The sequence below is a fragment of the Bacteroides sp. AF29-11 genome (assembly GCF_003602895.1).
GTDB classification, from domain to species: domain Bacteria; phylum Bacteroidota; class Bacteroidia; order Bacteroidales; family Bacteroidaceae; genus Bacteroides; species Bacteroides uniformis.
Window position 1 is genome coordinate 15,667 of record NZ_QTLY01000002.1, and the last position, 14,719, is coordinate 30,385.

The following is a 14,719-nucleotide window of genomic DNA, read 5'->3' on the forward strand; positions in this document are numbered from 1 at the left end:
CGAAAGAATGAAATCGTTTTCTACATTTTGTCTATCTTTGTGCCTCCAAAAAAAATAGGTAAAAAGATTCATGGATAAGACTTTGACTGAACAAGAGATTGCCCTGCTGCGCAGGAAACTCGATTTATTGCTTCGTACCGGACAGCTGCTGGTGGAGAGTGCGGCTGATACAAACCGTGTTGTTCGTAACCTGAACCGTGTTGCCGCCTATCTGGGGCTGCCGGAAGAAAAGCTCCACATCGACGTAAGTTATACCATGCTGGTGGTGAATGTGAGCGACGGCCTGCATTCGTTCTCCAAATTCCAGAAATGTGAAAAGCATGGCATCAACATGACTGCCATTTCCGAAATCAGCAAACTGTCCTGGCGGGCTATTGAGAATGACTATTCCCTCGACCAGTATGAGGAGGAACTGGAAAGAATCAAAAACAAGAAGCGGAACTATGTGCCATACGTTGTTGCCATCGGTGCCGGCTTTGCCTGCGGAGGTTTCTGCAAACTGTTCGGTGGTGACTGGATGGCGTTTCTGTTTACCTCTATCTGCGCTTTTGCCGGCTTCCGCGTCCGTGCCCGTTGCATGGAGTTCGGCATCAATCACTATATGAGTATTGCCATTGCCGCATTGATTTCTACCTGTCTGGCCTATGTGTCTTCGTTTGCCGGGCTCTCGGAAACTCCCTATCATCCGTTGTTGGCGTGTGCACTGTTCATCGTTCCGGGGGTGCCGCTGATAAACTTTGTGGATGATATGATTGACAATTATATCCAGGTGGGCATTGTGCGGGCTGTGAATACGGTGCTGATGGTCTGTGCAATGGCCTTCGGCATTGTAATAGCCATGCGCCTGCTGACGGTGGAGGATGTCGTGATTGACAAGAAGTTCAGCGAATTGAGTATGGTGCCTCATGACAGTTATCTGGTGTATGCCATTGCGGCGGCGATAGCTGCCATGGGATTTTCCATGATATTCAACATACAGCGGCGCTTGTTGTGGGTTGTTGCGGTGGGCGGTATCATTGCCGTTTGTACGCGTAACTTTGTCAATTTCGAATTGGGTTACGGACCGGTGATAGGTTCGTTCATGGGCAGCATGGTTGTCAGCCTGATAGCCGTGAAGGCAGTGCATTGGTTCCATGTTCCCAATCATGTGCTGACGATTCCTTCTGTCATCCCGATGATTCCGGGAGTGCTGATGTATCGTGCGCTTTTCGGGCTTATCAATATGCACGGTGTGGTAGGCGAGGTGACGGCGGTTGTTTCCAACGGCATCACGGCTTCACTGATTATTCTCTGCATAGCGCTGGGAGTGGCGGTGCCCAATATCTTTGCCCGCCGGTATATCGCCAAGGATAGGCAGCGCTTTCTTCAGGAGGAGCTGCAGAAGCGCAGGGAAAGAGGAAAATTTATAGAATGGTGATATAGGTGGAGGGTGTCAAAAAACTCTTAACACTTTCTTTTAGGCGCGGATTACGCGGATTTCACGGATTTTGTTTATTGAATCCGTGTTATTCCGTGTAATTCGCGCCTGATATTATAACATTATAAAAGTGCTCATATATTTTTGAAAACTTTTCTTCTTTTTTAAATGCCCTTTTTCGGATTATAGTGGTAAATGACGGTTTCGCCTTTTTGCAGGGATGTTTGTACGTCAATCAGACGCTGGTTGCGGCTTCCCCGGAAATAGAGTTCCTCATCCCTCAGTTCTTTCTTGAATTTGCCGTCCACCAGTACGTCGATGTACTTCAGCAGTTGGGCTTGGCGCGGGTTGCGCAGTAGTTTTTCGAAAGTATAGCCCGTATAGCACCAGATGTTTTTCCGGCTCCGCTCCTTGATGGCATGTGCCAGTTGGGTGAATCCTTCCGGCTGGAACATCGGGTCTCCACCACTGAAGGTGACGTCTGCAAAGTTGTCGGCAAGGACTTTTTCCAGAATCTCTTCCGTACTCATCCAGTGCCCGCGGTTGATGTCCCACGACTCCGGATTGTGGCAACCGGGACAACCGTTGGGGCATCCGGCAGCATAAATGGCGGTCCGGAAGCCCGGACCGTCTACTGTGGTATCTTCTAAAATATCGAGAATAGAAAGCATGAGTAGGGAATTAATAATTAAAAATTAAAAATTAAACATCGCAGGTAGGAAGCTGAACATTAATCATTAAAAATTAAACGTCAACCATTAAAAATGAAGCTCCGCTTTGCACTGCGCAGCCCTTTAATTTTTAATTTTCAATTATGAACGACCCTGTCGTTCAACTCTGCCAGCTTGGCATTGTTCCAGCGGTCGGTTGTCCCCACCAGGTAGCCGGTGATGCGTTGCAGCTTGTCGATATGCTTGCTGCCGCACTTCGGGCATTCTTCCAGGTTTGGGGTGGAGTTTTCGTGACCGCACTCCAGACAGCGGTTACGGTTGTGGTTTACCGAACCGTAGCCGATGTTGTATCGGTCCATCATGTCCACTACACGCATAATGACTTCCGGATTGTGGGTGGCGTCACCGTCTATCTCCACATAGAAGATGTGTCCGCCGCGGGTCAGTTCATGATAAGGAGCCTCCACTTCCGCTTTGTGGCGGGCGCTGCATTTGTAGTATACGGGCACGTGGTTGGAGTTGGTGTAGTAGTCACGGTCCGTAATGCCCGGCAGCGTGCCGAACTTCTTACGGTCGATGCGGGTGAACTTGCCCGACAGCCCTTCGGCAGGAGTGGCAAGCACGCTGTAGTTGTGCTGGTATTGCTCCGAGAACTGGTTGGCACGGTCGCGCATATAGGTCACGATTTTCAGTCCCAGCTCCTGGGCTTCGCCAGATTCGCCGTGATGTTTTCCGAGCAATGCCACGAGACATTCTGCCAACCCGATGAAACCGATTCCCAGTGTTCCCTGGTTGATGACGGAAGCAATCGTATCGTTCGGTTTCAGCTTCTCGCTGCCTATCCACAAGGCAGACATCAGTAGCGGGAACTGCTTGGCGAAGGCGGTCTTTTGAAACTCCATGCGCTCGTGCAGCTGGCGTGCGGTCACTTCGAGCATACTATCCAGCTTGGCAAAGAACCGGGCGATGCGCTGTTCCTTGTCTTCGATGTTCATGCACTCAATGCCCAGACGGACGATGTTGATGGTAGAGAAAGAGATGTTGCCGCGTCCGATGGAGGTCTTCGGTCCGAAACGGTTTTCGAATACACGGGTGCGGCATCCCATGGTGGCAACTTCATGCTGGTAGCGTTTCGGGTCATCGGCTTTCCAGTCCTCGCTTTGGTTGAAGGTGGCGTCCAGGTTCAGGAAGTTCGGGAAGAAACGCCGTGCCGTCACCTTGCAGGCCAGTTGGTAGAGGTCGTAGTTGCGGTCTTCAGGCAGGTAGCTCACACCCCGTTTCTTTTTCCATATCTGGATGGGGAAGATGGCGGTTTCTCCGTTTCCTACCCCTTGATAGGTGCTTTTCAGCAGCTCGCGGATGATGCAGCGCCCCTCGGCAGAGGTGTCTGTGCCGTAGTTGATGGAGCTGAACACCACTTGGTTGCCGCCGCGTGAGTGGATGGTGTTCATGTTATGGATAAACGCCTCCATGGACTGGTGCACGCGCGATACGGTCTTGTTGACAGCATGCTGCACGATGCGGTCCTCGTCCGTCAGTCCGTCCAACGGCTGTAGCAGATAGTCGGCCAGTTCCTTCTGATAGAGATGGGAATAGTCTTTTCCATTCAGTTCTTCCAGGTTCTTGACTTCCTCGATGAAGCTGTTGCGCACGTAGGGGGCAAGGTAGAAATCGAATGCAGGGATGGCTTGTCCGCCGTGCATCTCGTTCTGGGCTGTTTCTAGCGAGATGCATCCCAGGATACTGGCAGTCTCGATGCGTTTGGCCGGGCGCGATTCGCCGTGTCCGGCAGAGAAGCCGTATTTCAGAATATGGTCCAGCGGATGCTGCACGCATGTCAGGCTCTTGGTGGGATAATAATCCTTGTCATGGATGTGCAGATAGTTCTGGGTGACGGCATCCAGCACTTCTTCACTCAGCAGATAGTCGTCCACAAAAGGCTTGGTGGTTTCGCTGGCAAACTTCATCATCATGCCCGCCGGGGTATCGGCATTCATGTTGGCATTTTCGCGTGTGATGTCGTTGGACTTGATGTTAATGATTTCCAGGAACATGTCGCGCGTCTTTGCTTTGCGGGCAATGCTTCGCTGGTTGCGGTAAGCGATGTATTTCTGGGCAACGTCCTTGCGGCTGCTCTTCATCAGCTCCACTTCCACCAAATCCTGGATGGCTTCCACCGTCATCTGCGAATCTCCCTTGAAAGAGATGCGGTCCGTAATCTGGTGTATCAGTTGCAGGTCTTCCCCCTTGTCTGTATGCAACATGGCTTTGCGGATGGCCGTTGCTATTTTTTCTTCGTTGAATCCGACGACGCGCCCGTCGCGCTTGAGTACTGTCTGTATCATAACCTTTTATGCTTAAATATGACTGTCTTTTTTAGTTTAATTGCGGAAACAAAGATATTATAGTTATTGATAGGTTTTGCTTTTTGGAAAACTTTTTGTGGTTTAAAAAGTGTTAATCTATTGATTATTAATGATGTAATTGTTTAAAGTGGAAAACTTCTAATGAAAAATAATTTTTAAAGTTATTCATTACTGACTATTATTGCATGCATAAACATCATCTGATTTCGAAGTGTCAAATGAAGATAAATCTTTTGGGCAGATTGTGAATCTTCGATTTTTTTAGTTATATTTGCAACGAATTGGTTTATTTAAGGTTTTTAGTCCTTGATAATACTTCTTGTTGCCATTCGATTGTATTGCTTTGCTGCTCATGGTATTGGGGCAAAAGTATCATTATTATAATAATCAAAGAAAGGATGAACATGGCAAATGTATTTCCTCCGTTTAAAATTGATATAGCTGGGGCTTTTTGTGTACCTCGTGCATTGAAGGATGTCCGCGAGCAATATCAGAACGGGCAGGTGAGCCGGCAGATATTGCAGGCTGTTGAAGATGCGGAAGTGCGCAGTCTGGTGGAACGGCTGGAGCTGGGAGGCATGAAGGTTGTTTCCGATGGTGGTTTCCGAAGTCGCGATTTTTTGGAAAGCTGGGAGGGTATTTGTTCCAAAGACGGCCGGCCTTTCTCCGAAGGCTCTCCTTTGGAGATTACAGGACGGCTCAGTTTGCTACGGCATCCTATTCTGGAAGAATTCGCATTTCTTGATTCCATTGTGGACGGAGGGGTGATGAAAAAACAGCATATCCCTTCGCCGGCAGAGGTTATGACCCAGATTATTCAACGTGTGGAGCGGACTCAGATAGAAACCGTTTACTCCGACATCCGGCTTTTGACGGATGATATTGCTTCCTGCTACAAATTTTTGCTTACCAAACTTTATGATGCAGGCTGCCGCTACGTCCAGTTCGACGGGGTACATTCGGTGATAATGGAAGATACCATCCGGCTCAACAACCGGGTTTTGCGTGAGCGTCCTGCAGGGATGTATGTTGCATTCCATGCACCGACGGACATGCTGGTGCAACTGCATGGGGCCGATGCTTATTTCCTGAATTACGACTGTGGCGCGTGCGACCGTAACCGTCTGCTCTGGTTCATACACGAGAAGGAAGCGGTGTTTGGCTTTGTGCTGTCCCATTATCCTCAGGAGGACGAGTTGGATGAATTGCAGGCAAAAACTGAAAGTGTATTGAACTATATTCCTTTGAAACGTTTCACTTTATGTCTGCCGGATGCCAATGCGCTTCTTTCGCCTTCGGAGGCCGATGAGGAGAAACAGTGGGAAACCGTAAGGTTGGGGATGGAAATGGCTGCGCGTATCTTCTCTTGAAAAACGCCGCATTCCATCATTCCGAATGCCACACTTCAGCAAGGGAAATGCCACACTTCACAGAGGCAAATGCCATTGATTGGGCCTCGTGAAGTGTGGCATTTCGATTGACGAAGTGTGGCACTCCTTTTTTAGTCTCCGGTGTGTCCGGTTTTATTATTTGACAGCTTCGGCTATCTTTTCCTGAAGCTCGTCACCGTGCAGTCCGCGTGCAAGGATAGTTCCTTCACCGTCAATCAACACAGTGTGGGGGATGCTGCTTACGGCATAAAGCTGTGCGCCTTCGCAGTTCCAGTATTTCAGGTCGGACATTTGCGGCCACGTGATGTTCAGCTTCTTGATGGCTTCTTTCCATGCGTCAGCACTCTGGTCCAGGGATACGCCTACAATCTCGAAGTTCTTGTTCTTATATTTGGCGTAAGCTTCCACCAGGTTGGGCATCTCGCGACGGCAGGGGCCGCACCAGCTTGCCCAGAAGTCAACAAGGACAACTTTGCCCTTGCCTACGTAGTCGGACAGTTTTACCGTTTTTCCTTCCGGCGTCTGCATCTCGAAGTCTGTAAACTTCTGGCCTACGGCAGTGGCTTTCATCTTCTCAACGTTGCTCTTTATCTTGACAATGGCTTCGTCGTTGTCGTAAGCTGCAGGGATTTGGGGCATCAGCGGGTCGAGGTCTGCCACATCCATGTAGTAGTAGTTCTGCTTCAGCAGGAGTACACCCACCGGGTTGGTGATGTTCTTGTTGATGCCGGCTTTGATGGCGGATATCATGCTGTTTTCCAGATTTTCCATCTCTTTGCCTTTAGCCTCGCGTTGTTCGTCGGTCAGTGTGGTGTCCGACATGGATTCGTAGATGCTCATCATTTGTTTGTTCAGACCGTTGATTTGGGCTCTGATTTCCTGGTAGGCATCATTGTTGGCAGTACCGGTGGCAGAGTTGTTTTCCTGCGACAAGTTGATTTTAATCTTGCCGTTTTCCAGGAAGAAGTCGATGGCTGCGCCGTCTTTTCCTTCGGCTTTGTAGGAGATGTAGCGGTTGACAGCAGTATCTTGTGTACCCTTGAAGGTAAATGTTCCATCTTTGATGACAGCAGAGTCCAATTTTACGAATTGGCGTCCTTCCACGGTTTCCAGATATACGGTGTCGCCGTCGGCTGCACCCTCTACAGTTCCGGTTACGGTGTAACCGTTGTTTCCACTGTTACAAGCTGTAAATACAGCGGCTACAGCGAGCAGATAAGTAAACTTTTTCATTGTTTGTTTTTTTAATGAATGATTATAGCTGCAAATATAGTAATAAAAAATCCCCTCCGATATGAACCGGAGAGGATTTTTATAGTTTTAATCCCATTTTTAGCGATAACGCTGTGCTTACTATTATTCGGCAGCAGCTTCTTCAGCAGCAGGGGCTTCTTCGGCAGGAGCCTCTTCGGCCGGTGCTTCGGCAGCGGCTTTTGCAGCAGCTTCAGCAGCTTTCTTTTCAGCCAGTGCTTTTGCTTTTTCTTCGTTTATCTTCTTTTCAGCTTCCAGACGTGCTTTTGCTTCAGCTTTCTTAGCTTCGTCTTCCTTAGCCTTCAGAGCAGCCAAACCGCTTTGTTTGTTGTTCTTCCAGGCTTCGAACTTTGCATCAGCTTCAGCTTCGCCGAATGCGCCTTTCGCTACACCGCCCAGCAAGTGCTTCTTCATGTAAACACCTTCGCGAGAGAGGATGTTACGAACTGTGTCAGTAGGTTGTGCACCCTTCAACACCCAGTCAAGTGCGCGGTCGAACTTCAAATCTACTGTGGCAGGATTGGTGTTAGGATTGTAAGTACCAATCTTCTCAATAAATTTACCATCACGTGGTGCTCTTACGTCTGCAATAACGATAGAGTAGAAAGCGTAGCTTTTACGTCCATGTCTTTGCAATCTGATTTTTGTTGCCATTTAATTAAAATGTTTTTAGTTAATGATTTGAATTATGCTACTATCTCGTAATAGCGAGTGCAAAGGTAAGAAAAGATTTTGAGTTTTGAGTTATGAGTTATGAGTTATTTGTTGGCACGAGGGGTGTTTTTTTTAAAATGTTCACACAACGTCACCCATAACTCATCACTTGTCACCCATAACTCATCCTTCTCCCGAGTATTTCCTGGGGTAGCTCAGCAGAATGGCGAGTATGGCGCATGCTCCCATGCAGAAGGGGTAATACAGGTTTCCGATGATGCTGATGGGTGAAATGCCGGCAAGTCCGGAGGCTATCAGCATTTGCGCTCCGTAGGGGATGATTCCTTGCACGAGGCATGAGAAGGTGTCCAGTATGCTGGCTGTTTTCCGGCGGTCCAGGTGGAAGCGGAGGGCGATGTCCTTGGCTATGGGGCCGGTGGTGATGATGGCAATGGTGTTGTTGGCGGTGCAGAGATTGGCGATGCCGACCAGGGCGGCGATGCTGAATTCGGCTCCCCGCTTGCCGCTGACGTGGCGGGTCAGCCGGGAGATGATGAAGTCGATGCCGCCGTTGTAGCGGATGGTCTCGAGCATACCTCCGGCCAGCAGGGTGATGATGATGAGTTCGCCCATGCCGGTGATGCCCGTTCCCATGGCTCCGAACCAGTCGAAAAAGGCGGTACCGGTATAGATACCGATAATTCCAGTAGAGAGGATGCCCAGCAGCAGTACCAGCATGACGTTGACACCTGCTACGGCCGTGCCCAGCACGATGAGGTAGGGGATTACCTTTATCCACTCGATGGTCTGCACTTGGGGCGGGGCGGAGACGGACAGGCCTTGAAAGATGTAGAGGCCCAGCACGACAAGAGCTGCGGGGACTACAATCATGAAGTTGACGCGGAACTTGTCCCTCATCACGCAGTCCTGCGTCTTGGTCGATGCAATGGTGGTGTCGGATATGAAGGAAAGATTGTCTCCGAAGAACGAGCCTCCCACCACGATGGCGACCATGTAGGGCAGGTCGATGCCCGTCTTTTCCGCCAGTCCCACGGCTACGGGAGTCAGTGCGACGATAGTTCCTACGCTTGTTCCTATCGAGAGGGAGATGAAGCAGGCGGCAATGAAGATGCCCGCCAGCAGCAGGTTGTCCGGCAGTATATGTAAGGTCAGATTTACGGTCGCATCAATAGCGCCCATCTGCTTGGCGCTTTGGGCGAATGCTCCTGCAAGGATGAATATCCATACCATCAGCATGATGTTCTTGTTGCTGGCGCCCACGGAGAACTGATAGATGCGCTGTTCCAGATTCAGGCCGCGCGTGATGGCGATGGCATAGCAGGATGAGGCGAGGAAGGCTACCGTGATGGGGACTTTATAGAAGTCGTTCACCAGGAGCGAAGTCACTAGATAGAGGCAAAGGAACACCGCCAACGGGCTGAGTGCCCACCAGCCGCCTTTGGGTTTGGAGATTGTATCGGTTGTTGCTGACATAATTTACGATTTACGATTGGGGATTTACGATTTGACGATTTACGATGTACGATTGATATAACTCTTGAAATCGTAGAATGGTTGTTGTACAATACAAACTTCAATCGTACATCGTAAATCGTCAAATCGTAAATATATAAGCCAATTTTGCTGCAAAGGTATAAAAAACAAAGGGCGGGACAAAATGGTTTTGTCCCGCCCTCCATATATCAGCCTTTAATTTTCACCTTTCACCTTTCAATTTTCACCTTACAAAGTTACTCCCGTCTTGAAGATGGCTATTTCCTTGTAGCCTTTCTTTTCGTTGTTCACGAATTCACCGCTTGCTACTTTGATGATATACTCGATGAAGCGTTCGCAGGTTTTCTCCATCGGTTCGTTCTCGACGATAACTCCGGCGTTGAAGTCTATCCAGCCCGGCTTGTTCTTTGCCAAAGTGGAGTTGGTGGAAATCTTCATGGTCGGCACATAGGTTCCGAAGGGCGTTCCGCGTCCTGTGGTGAACAGCACCATGTGGCATCCGCAAGAGGCAAGGGCAGTGGCGGCTACAAGGTCGTTTCCCGGAGCAGACAGTAGGTTCAGTCCCTTTACTTTCAGGCGTTCGCCATACGGAAGTACCCCTTCCACGTAGCTCGTGCCGCATTTCTGTGTGCATCCCAAGGCTTTGTCCTCCAATGTCGAGATGCCTCCCGCCTTATTTCCCGGAGACGGGTTTTCACCTACCGGTTCACCGTGTGAAAGGAAATATTCCTTGAAGTCATTAATCAGCTTCACCGTGTCCTCAAACAGCTCTTTGGTGCGGCAGCGGTTCATCAGGATGGTTTCTGCACCGAACATTTCCGGCACTTCCGTCAGTACGCTGGTACCGCCTTGTGCTACGAGGAAGTCGGAGAACATGCCCAGTAGCGGATTGGCGGTGATACCGGAGAAACCGTCCGAACCGCCACACTTCAGGCCTACGCGCAGTTCGCTTAAGGGAATATCCTCGCGCTGGTCCTGGATGGCTTTGGCATAAAGTTCGCGCAGCAGTTCCATTCCTTCTTCGTATTCATCACCCACTTTCTGGGTCACCATAAACTTTACGCGCTCCTGGTCATAGTCTCCCAGGAACTCGCGGAATACATCCGGCTGATTATTCTCGCACCCCAAGCCTACCACGAGTACGGCTCCCGCATTGGGATGCAGTACCATGTCGCGGAGGATTTTCTTTGTATTCTCGTGGTCGTCGCCCAACTGGGAGCAGCCGTAGTTATGGGGATAAGCCATGATGGCATCCACGCCCTTTCCGCCCGTTTCGCGGCGCAGGCCTTCGGCAAGCTGGTTGATGATTCCGTTCACGCAGCCCACTGTCGGAATAATCCATATCTCGTTGCGCACACCTACGTCGCCGTTCTTACGTTTGTACCCTCTAAAGGTCAGGTTTGGCGCGCCAGTATTGAGGTTTAGAGTTGTAGTATTGAGGTCTACGTTGACGGGGTTGTAAGTGTATTCCAGCAACCCGGACAAGTTGGTCTTGATATTGTTTTCATTCATCCAATCCCCCTGCTTCTGCGCTTTCCGGGCGTGGCCGATGGGATATCCGTATTTAATGACGTTTTCGCCTTCCGCAAAATCTTTCAGTGCGAATTTGTGTCCGGCAGGAACATCCTCGTTCAGGGTGATTCCCTTTCCGTCCACCGTGAGTTTTTCACCGGCCGGGAGTGCTGTGATAGCCACTGCAACATTGTCGGCAGGGTTGATTTTCAGGTACTTTGCCTCCATCTTTTAAAATTTTCCATTTACCATCTACAATGTACAATTTGGCTGCGCTGCGCTAGTATTAGTCCCCTTCCGCATGGCCGAATTGTACATTGTAGATGGTACATTGTACATGCAACTATTTGTTGTAATAAAACTCTATATTCTCCTTCGTCAGCAAGTCAATCGGCATGAAGTTCTCCCTTGTGATTTCCTTCTTCAGAATCAGGTATTCGCACAAGGCCTTGATGCCGTCGAATCCTTGCAGGGTGGGCTGCTGTGCTATGAGGAAGAAGATGCTTCCCTGCTTCAGGCAGTCTACGTTGCGTTGCAGCAGGTCATAGCCCATCAGGTTGAAGTCTTTTTTCTGCTTCTTCAGCAGGTATTCCCCGATGATGTATGCTTTGGAGTTGAAGGTGATTCCGTTCTTTACGGTAGGATGCTTTTGGAAGAACTCGTCCAGCATCAGTGTGTCCTCGCTGTCGCGCTTGGCATGCAGGTCCAGTTCCCAGATGCGGCAGGCGGGATGATGCTCCTGCATGTATTCGCGGAAGCCTATTTCGCGGCGTTCCTGCTGGTTCGACCCCACGATGCCTTCATTTATCTTGCGGAAGATGACGATTTCCTGCGCGTCTTCTCCGGCAAGCAGCATCAGCATGCGGGCGGCAAAATATCCGCTCTGGTGCGAGTTCTGCCCGTAGAAGGAGAGGGCGGGCTCTTCCTTTATGTTGGAGTCTATATATATATAAGGTATATTATGTTGCGTCAGCTCATCCGTGAAGGGCTTGGTGTATTGCGGAACGGTGGGGGCAAACATCACTCCGTCCGGCTCCAGTGCCAGAATCTGTCCGGAGGCTTCCGCGAATGAATGATAGTCATACGGGTCATAGTAGGAGAGGTGCACGGCCACGTTGAAGTCAGAGTAAGTCTCTACGGCGTTGTGTATGCCCGTTTCCACGTCTGTCCAGTATTCGCCTTTCTCGTGTAGCGGCAGCAGGCAGGCAAATGCGTACTTCTTGTTCGAAGCCAGTGCACTGGCATACATATTGGGCTGGTAATCCAGTTGTTTCAGGATTTCTTCCACCCGCTTCCGGCTGGACTCGGACACACCGCTACGCCCGTGAATCACACGGTCGACGGTTCCCACGGATACATCGGCCATCTTGGCGATATCCTTTATTCTGACTCTTTCCATCTGTATATTTACGATTTAACGATTTACGATGTACGATTGATGTTGCTTTGGCTACGATTCTACAATGTAATCTCAATCGTCTAATCGTAAATCGTCCCATCGTACATCTTCTTGTGCTCGCACACAATTATAATCTTAATATTTTCGATACAAATATATGATAATTTTTTGTATTTCAAAAATTGTTGTATCTTTGTGCCCGTACACGAAGACTATGAAGAACGAATATTATTTTGATTTACTCTCCATAGTTTCAGGTGTTTAAGTTCTGTTTATACCTCGAAATGATAAATTGAAAGGAAACAAATTAATTTCATATTAAAATAAAACATAGAAAGATTATGGGAAAGAAAGTAGTTACATTAGGTGAAATCATGCTGAGGCTGTCTACTCCGGGAAACACCCGTTTTGTGCAGTCCGACTCTTTTGATGTGGTATATGGCGGCGGAGAGGCCAACGTGGCTGTCAGCTGTGCCAACTACGGACATGATGCTTATTTTGTAACCAAGTTGCCGAAACATGAAATAGGCCAGTCGGCTGTCAACGCATTGCGCAAGTATGGCGTAAAGACGGATTTCATTGCGCGTGGTGGTGACCGTGTAGGTATCTACTATCTTGAGACCGGTGCTTCCATGCGTCCCAGTAAGGTAATCTATGACCGTGCACACTCTGCCATTGCCGAGGCAGATGCGGCAGACTTTGATTTCGATGCCATCATGGAAGGTGCAGACTGGTTCCACTGGTCAGGTATCACTCCCGCCATCTCCGACAAGGCCGCCGAGTTGACCCGCCTGGCTTGCGAGGCTGCCAAACGTCACGGCGTTACGGTGTCGGTAGACCTCAATTTCCGTAAAAAACTCTGGACCAAAGAAAAAGCCCAGTCCATCATGAAGCCTTTGATGCAGTATGTGGATGTCTGTATCGGCAATGAAGAGGATGCTGAACTCTGCCTGGGCTTCAAGCCCGATGCAGACGTGGAAGGCGGCAAGACGGACGCTGAAGGCTACAAGGGAATCTTCAAGGCGATGGCGAAGGAATTCGGCTTCAAATACGTAATCTCTACGTTGCGCGAGTCTTTCTCCGCTACCCACAACGGCTGGAAAGCAATGATTTACAACGGCGAGGAATTCTACGAGTCAAAGCGTTACGACATCAATCCTATCATCGACCGCGTAGGTGGCGGCGACTCTTTCTCGGGCGGTATCATCCACGGCCTGCTGACAAAACCCAACCAGGGTGCCGCCCTCGAATTTGCAGTAGCCGCTTCCGCCTTGAAGCACACTATCAACGGTGACTTCAACCTTGTTTCTACCGAAGAGGTAGAAGCGCTGGCAGGGGGGGATGCAAGCGGACGAGTACAACGCTAAGCTCATTTACGATTTGACGATTTACGATGTACGATTGAAATTACTTCTACAGTGAACTCGGAGGAATTGAAAATACGATTGAAGGTGTTCTCTTTGAGAATAATCAAGATGGTAGATTGTATGCCTAATCGGATTTCGTCAATGGCTATAGCTAAACAAATAGTGCGTTCAGGGACTTCACCTGCTGCCAATTATAGGGCAGCTTGTTTGGGAAAGTCTGATAAGGATTTTCTGAATAAACTGAAAATGGTAGAGGAAGAACTGGATGAAACTATACACTGGTTGGAAATTATTGCTGAAAGTGAGATGATTCCTGCTAATAAACTGCTTGGGTTGCAACAAGAGGCGCATGAATTGTATAAAATAATAGTGAGTTCTATTGTCACTACAAGAAATCGGTTAGCAAAGGAAGTTTGAATCGTCAAATCGTAAATAAAAAGAATAGATATAAAGTAAAGTAATATTAATCGTAAATCGTAAATCGTCAAATCGTAAATAAAAAGATGAGTAAATTTGATAAAATCGCAGTATTGAATAAGATTGGTTCTACCGGCATGGTGCCCGTCTTTTATCATAAGGATGCAGAAGTTGCAAAGAGAGTTGTAAAGGCTTGTTACGATGGAGGTGTTCGTGCGTTCGAATTCACGAACCGTGGTGACTTTGCCCACGAGGTGTTTGCGGAAGTTGTGAAGTTTGCGGCAAAAGAGTGCCCGGAGATGGCTATGGGTGTAGGTTCCATCGTTGACCCTGCTACTGCGGCGCTGTATTTGCAGTTGGGTGCATGTTTCGTTGTAGGCCCGTTGTTCAACCCGGAGATTGCTAAGATTTGTAACCGTCGTCTGGTAGCTTATACTCCGGGGTGCGGCAGCGTTTCAGAGGTAGGTTTCGCGCAAGAAGCAGGTTGCGACCTCTGCAAGATATTTCCGGGCGACGTGCTTGGTGTCAAACTCGTGAAAGGTTTGCTGGCTCCGATGCCCTGGTCCAAGCTGATGGTGACCGGTGGAGTGGAGCCGACTCAGGAAAACCTGACCTCCTGGATTAAGGCGGGTGTGTTCTGCGTAGGTATGGGCTCCAAACTCTTCCCGAAGGATAAGGTCGCTGCCGAAGACTGGACTTACGTTACAGAAAAATGTAAAGAAGCGTTAGGTTATATTGCCGAAGCAAGAAAATAAAGAA

12 protein-coding genes are annotated in these 14,719 nt (G+C 49.1%); 5 read left to right on the top strand and 7 right to left on the bottom strand.

What is annotated here, in order from left to right:
• Positions 1-70: 70 nt before the first annotated feature.
• Positions 71-1,417 (top strand): threonine/serine exporter ThrE family protein, encoded by a 1,347-nt coding sequence (locus tag DWZ03_RS02755; RefSeq protein WP_005827410.1) that lies wholly within the window; start codon positions 71-73, stop codon positions 1,415-1,417.
• A 164-nt stretch (positions 1,418-1,581) separates the two neighbouring features.
• Here the strand turns inward: DWZ03_RS02755 and nrdG are convergent, their stop codons facing one another.
• Complete coding sequence (nrdG, locus tag DWZ03_RS02760; RefSeq protein ID WP_005827412.1) at positions 1,582-2,088, bottom strand: anaerobic ribonucleoside-triphosphate reductase activating protein; 507 nt, start codon at positions 2,086-2,088, stop codon at positions 1,582-1,584.
• Between the two features lie 137 nt (positions 2,089-2,225).
• Positions 2,226-4,433 (bottom strand): anaerobic ribonucleoside triphosphate reductase, encoded by a 2,208-nt coding sequence (locus DWZ03_RS02765; RefSeq protein ID WP_008664325.1) that lies wholly within the window; start codon positions 4,431-4,433, stop codon positions 2,226-2,228.
• 419 nt (positions 4,434-4,852) lie between these two features.
• Between DWZ03_RS02765 and DWZ03_RS02770 the strand changes: the two genes are divergently transcribed.
• Complete coding sequence (locus DWZ03_RS02770; RefSeq protein ID WP_005827419.1) at positions 4,853-5,824, top strand: hypothetical protein; 972 nt, start codon at positions 4,853-4,855, stop codon at positions 5,822-5,824.
• 156 nt (positions 5,825-5,980) lie between these two features.
• Here the strand turns inward: DWZ03_RS02770 and DWZ03_RS02775 are convergent, their stop codons facing one another.
• From DWZ03_RS02775 to DWZ03_RS02800, 5 genes are all read right to left on the bottom strand, one after another.
• Entirely contained in the window at positions 5,981-7,078 is a 1,098-nt protein-coding gene (locus DWZ03_RS02775; RefSeq protein ID WP_044468594.1) for a TlpA disulfide reductase family protein, read from the bottom strand.
• 123 nt (positions 7,079-7,201) lie between these two features.
• Positions 7,202-7,750 carry a 30S ribosomal protein S16 gene (locus tag DWZ03_RS02780; protein WP_005837359.1) on the bottom strand — a complete coding sequence of 183 codons (549 nt, stop codon included), beginning with the start codon at positions 7,748-7,750 and terminating at the stop codon, positions 7,202-7,204.
• Between the two features lie 183 nt (positions 7,751-7,933).
• The gene (locus tag DWZ03_RS02785) at positions 7,934-9,244 is read right to left on the bottom strand and encodes a Na+/H+ antiporter NhaC family protein (protein WP_120128725.1); all 1,311 of its coding nucleotides are present in this window, start codon (positions 9,242-9,244) and stop codon (positions 7,934-7,936) included.
• Between the two features lie 249 nt (positions 9,245-9,493).
• On the bottom strand, positions 9,494-11,005 hold the full coding sequence (locus DWZ03_RS02795) for a UxaA family hydrolase (RefSeq protein ID WP_117990782.1): 1,512 nt from the start codon (positions 11,003-11,005) through the stop codon (positions 9,494-9,496).
• Between the two features lie 115 nt (positions 11,006-11,120).
• On the bottom strand, positions 11,121-12,176 hold the full coding sequence (locus tag DWZ03_RS02800; RefSeq protein ID WP_057089615.1) for a LacI family DNA-binding transcriptional regulator: 1,056 nt from the start codon (positions 12,174-12,176) through the stop codon (positions 11,121-11,123).
• A gap of 341 nt (positions 12,177-12,517) precedes the next feature.
• On the opposite strand from DWZ03_RS02800, the gene DWZ03_RS02805 reads away from it, so the two are divergent.
• The 3 genes from DWZ03_RS02805 to DWZ03_RS02815 all read left to right on the top strand — a co-directional run bounded on the left by DWZ03_RS02805 (position 12,518) and on the right by DWZ03_RS02815 (position 14,715).
• A complete protein-coding gene (locus tag DWZ03_RS02805) occupies positions 12,518-13,543 on the top strand; it encodes a sugar kinase (RefSeq protein WP_005827441.1) in 1,026 nt (341 codons plus the stop codon).
• A 51-nt stretch (positions 13,544-13,594) separates the two neighbouring features.
• Positions 13,595-13,960 carry a four helix bundle protein gene (locus tag DWZ03_RS02810; protein WP_080650799.1) on the top strand — a complete coding sequence of 122 codons (366 nt, stop codon included), beginning with the start codon at positions 13,595-13,597 and terminating at the stop codon, positions 13,958-13,960.
• 86 nt (positions 13,961-14,046) lie between these two features.
• Positions 14,047-14,715 (top strand): bifunctional 4-hydroxy-2-oxoglutarate aldolase/2-dehydro-3-deoxy-phosphogluconate aldolase, encoded by a 669-nt coding sequence (locus DWZ03_RS02815; protein ID WP_120128728.1) that lies wholly within the window; start codon positions 14,047-14,049, stop codon positions 14,713-14,715.
• Positions 14,716-14,719 lie beyond the last annotated feature (4 nt).

Bases quoted from the DNA above. Each gene is read 5' to 3' on its own strand.
- DWZ03_RS02805 (WP_005827441.1), top strand. From the start codon at position 12,518: ATGGGAAAGAAAGTAGTTACATTAGGTGAAATCATGCTGAGGCTGTCT.
- DWZ03_RS02795 (WP_117990782.1), bottom strand. From the start codon at position 11,005: ATGGAGGCAAAGTACCTGAAAATCAACCCTGCCGACAATGTTGCAGTG.
- DWZ03_RS02755 (WP_005827410.1), top strand. From the start codon at position 71: ATGGATAAGACTTTGACTGAACAAGAGATTGCCCTGCTGCGCAGGAAA.
- DWZ03_RS02800 (WP_057089615.1), bottom strand. From the start codon at position 12,176: ATGGAAAGAGTCAGAATAAAGGATATCGCCAAGATGGCCGATGTATCC.
- DWZ03_RS02780 (WP_005837359.1), bottom strand. From the start codon at position 7,750: ATGGCAACAAAAATCAGATTGCAAAGACATGGACGTAAAAGCTACGCT.
- DWZ03_RS02765 (WP_008664325.1), bottom strand. From the start codon at position 4,433: ATGATACAGACAGTACTCAAGCGCGACGGGCGCGTCGTCGGATTCAAC.
- DWZ03_RS02775 (WP_044468594.1), bottom strand. From the start codon at position 7,078: ATGAAAAAGTTTACTTATCTGCTCGCTGTAGCCGCTGTATTTACAGCT.
- DWZ03_RS02770 (WP_005827419.1), top strand. From the start codon at position 4,853: ATGAACATGGCAAATGTATTTCCTCCGTTTAAAATTGATATAGCTGGG.
- DWZ03_RS02815 (WP_120128728.1), top strand. From the start codon at position 14,047: ATGAGTAAATTTGATAAAATCGCAGTATTGAATAAGATTGGTTCTACC.
- DWZ03_RS02785 (WP_120128725.1), bottom strand. From the start codon at position 9,244: ATGTCAGCAACAACCGATACAATCTCCAAACCCAAAGGCGGCTGGTGG.
- nrdG (WP_005827412.1), bottom strand. From the start codon at position 2,088: ATGCTTTCTATTCTCGATATTTTAGAAGATACCACAGTAGACGGTCCG.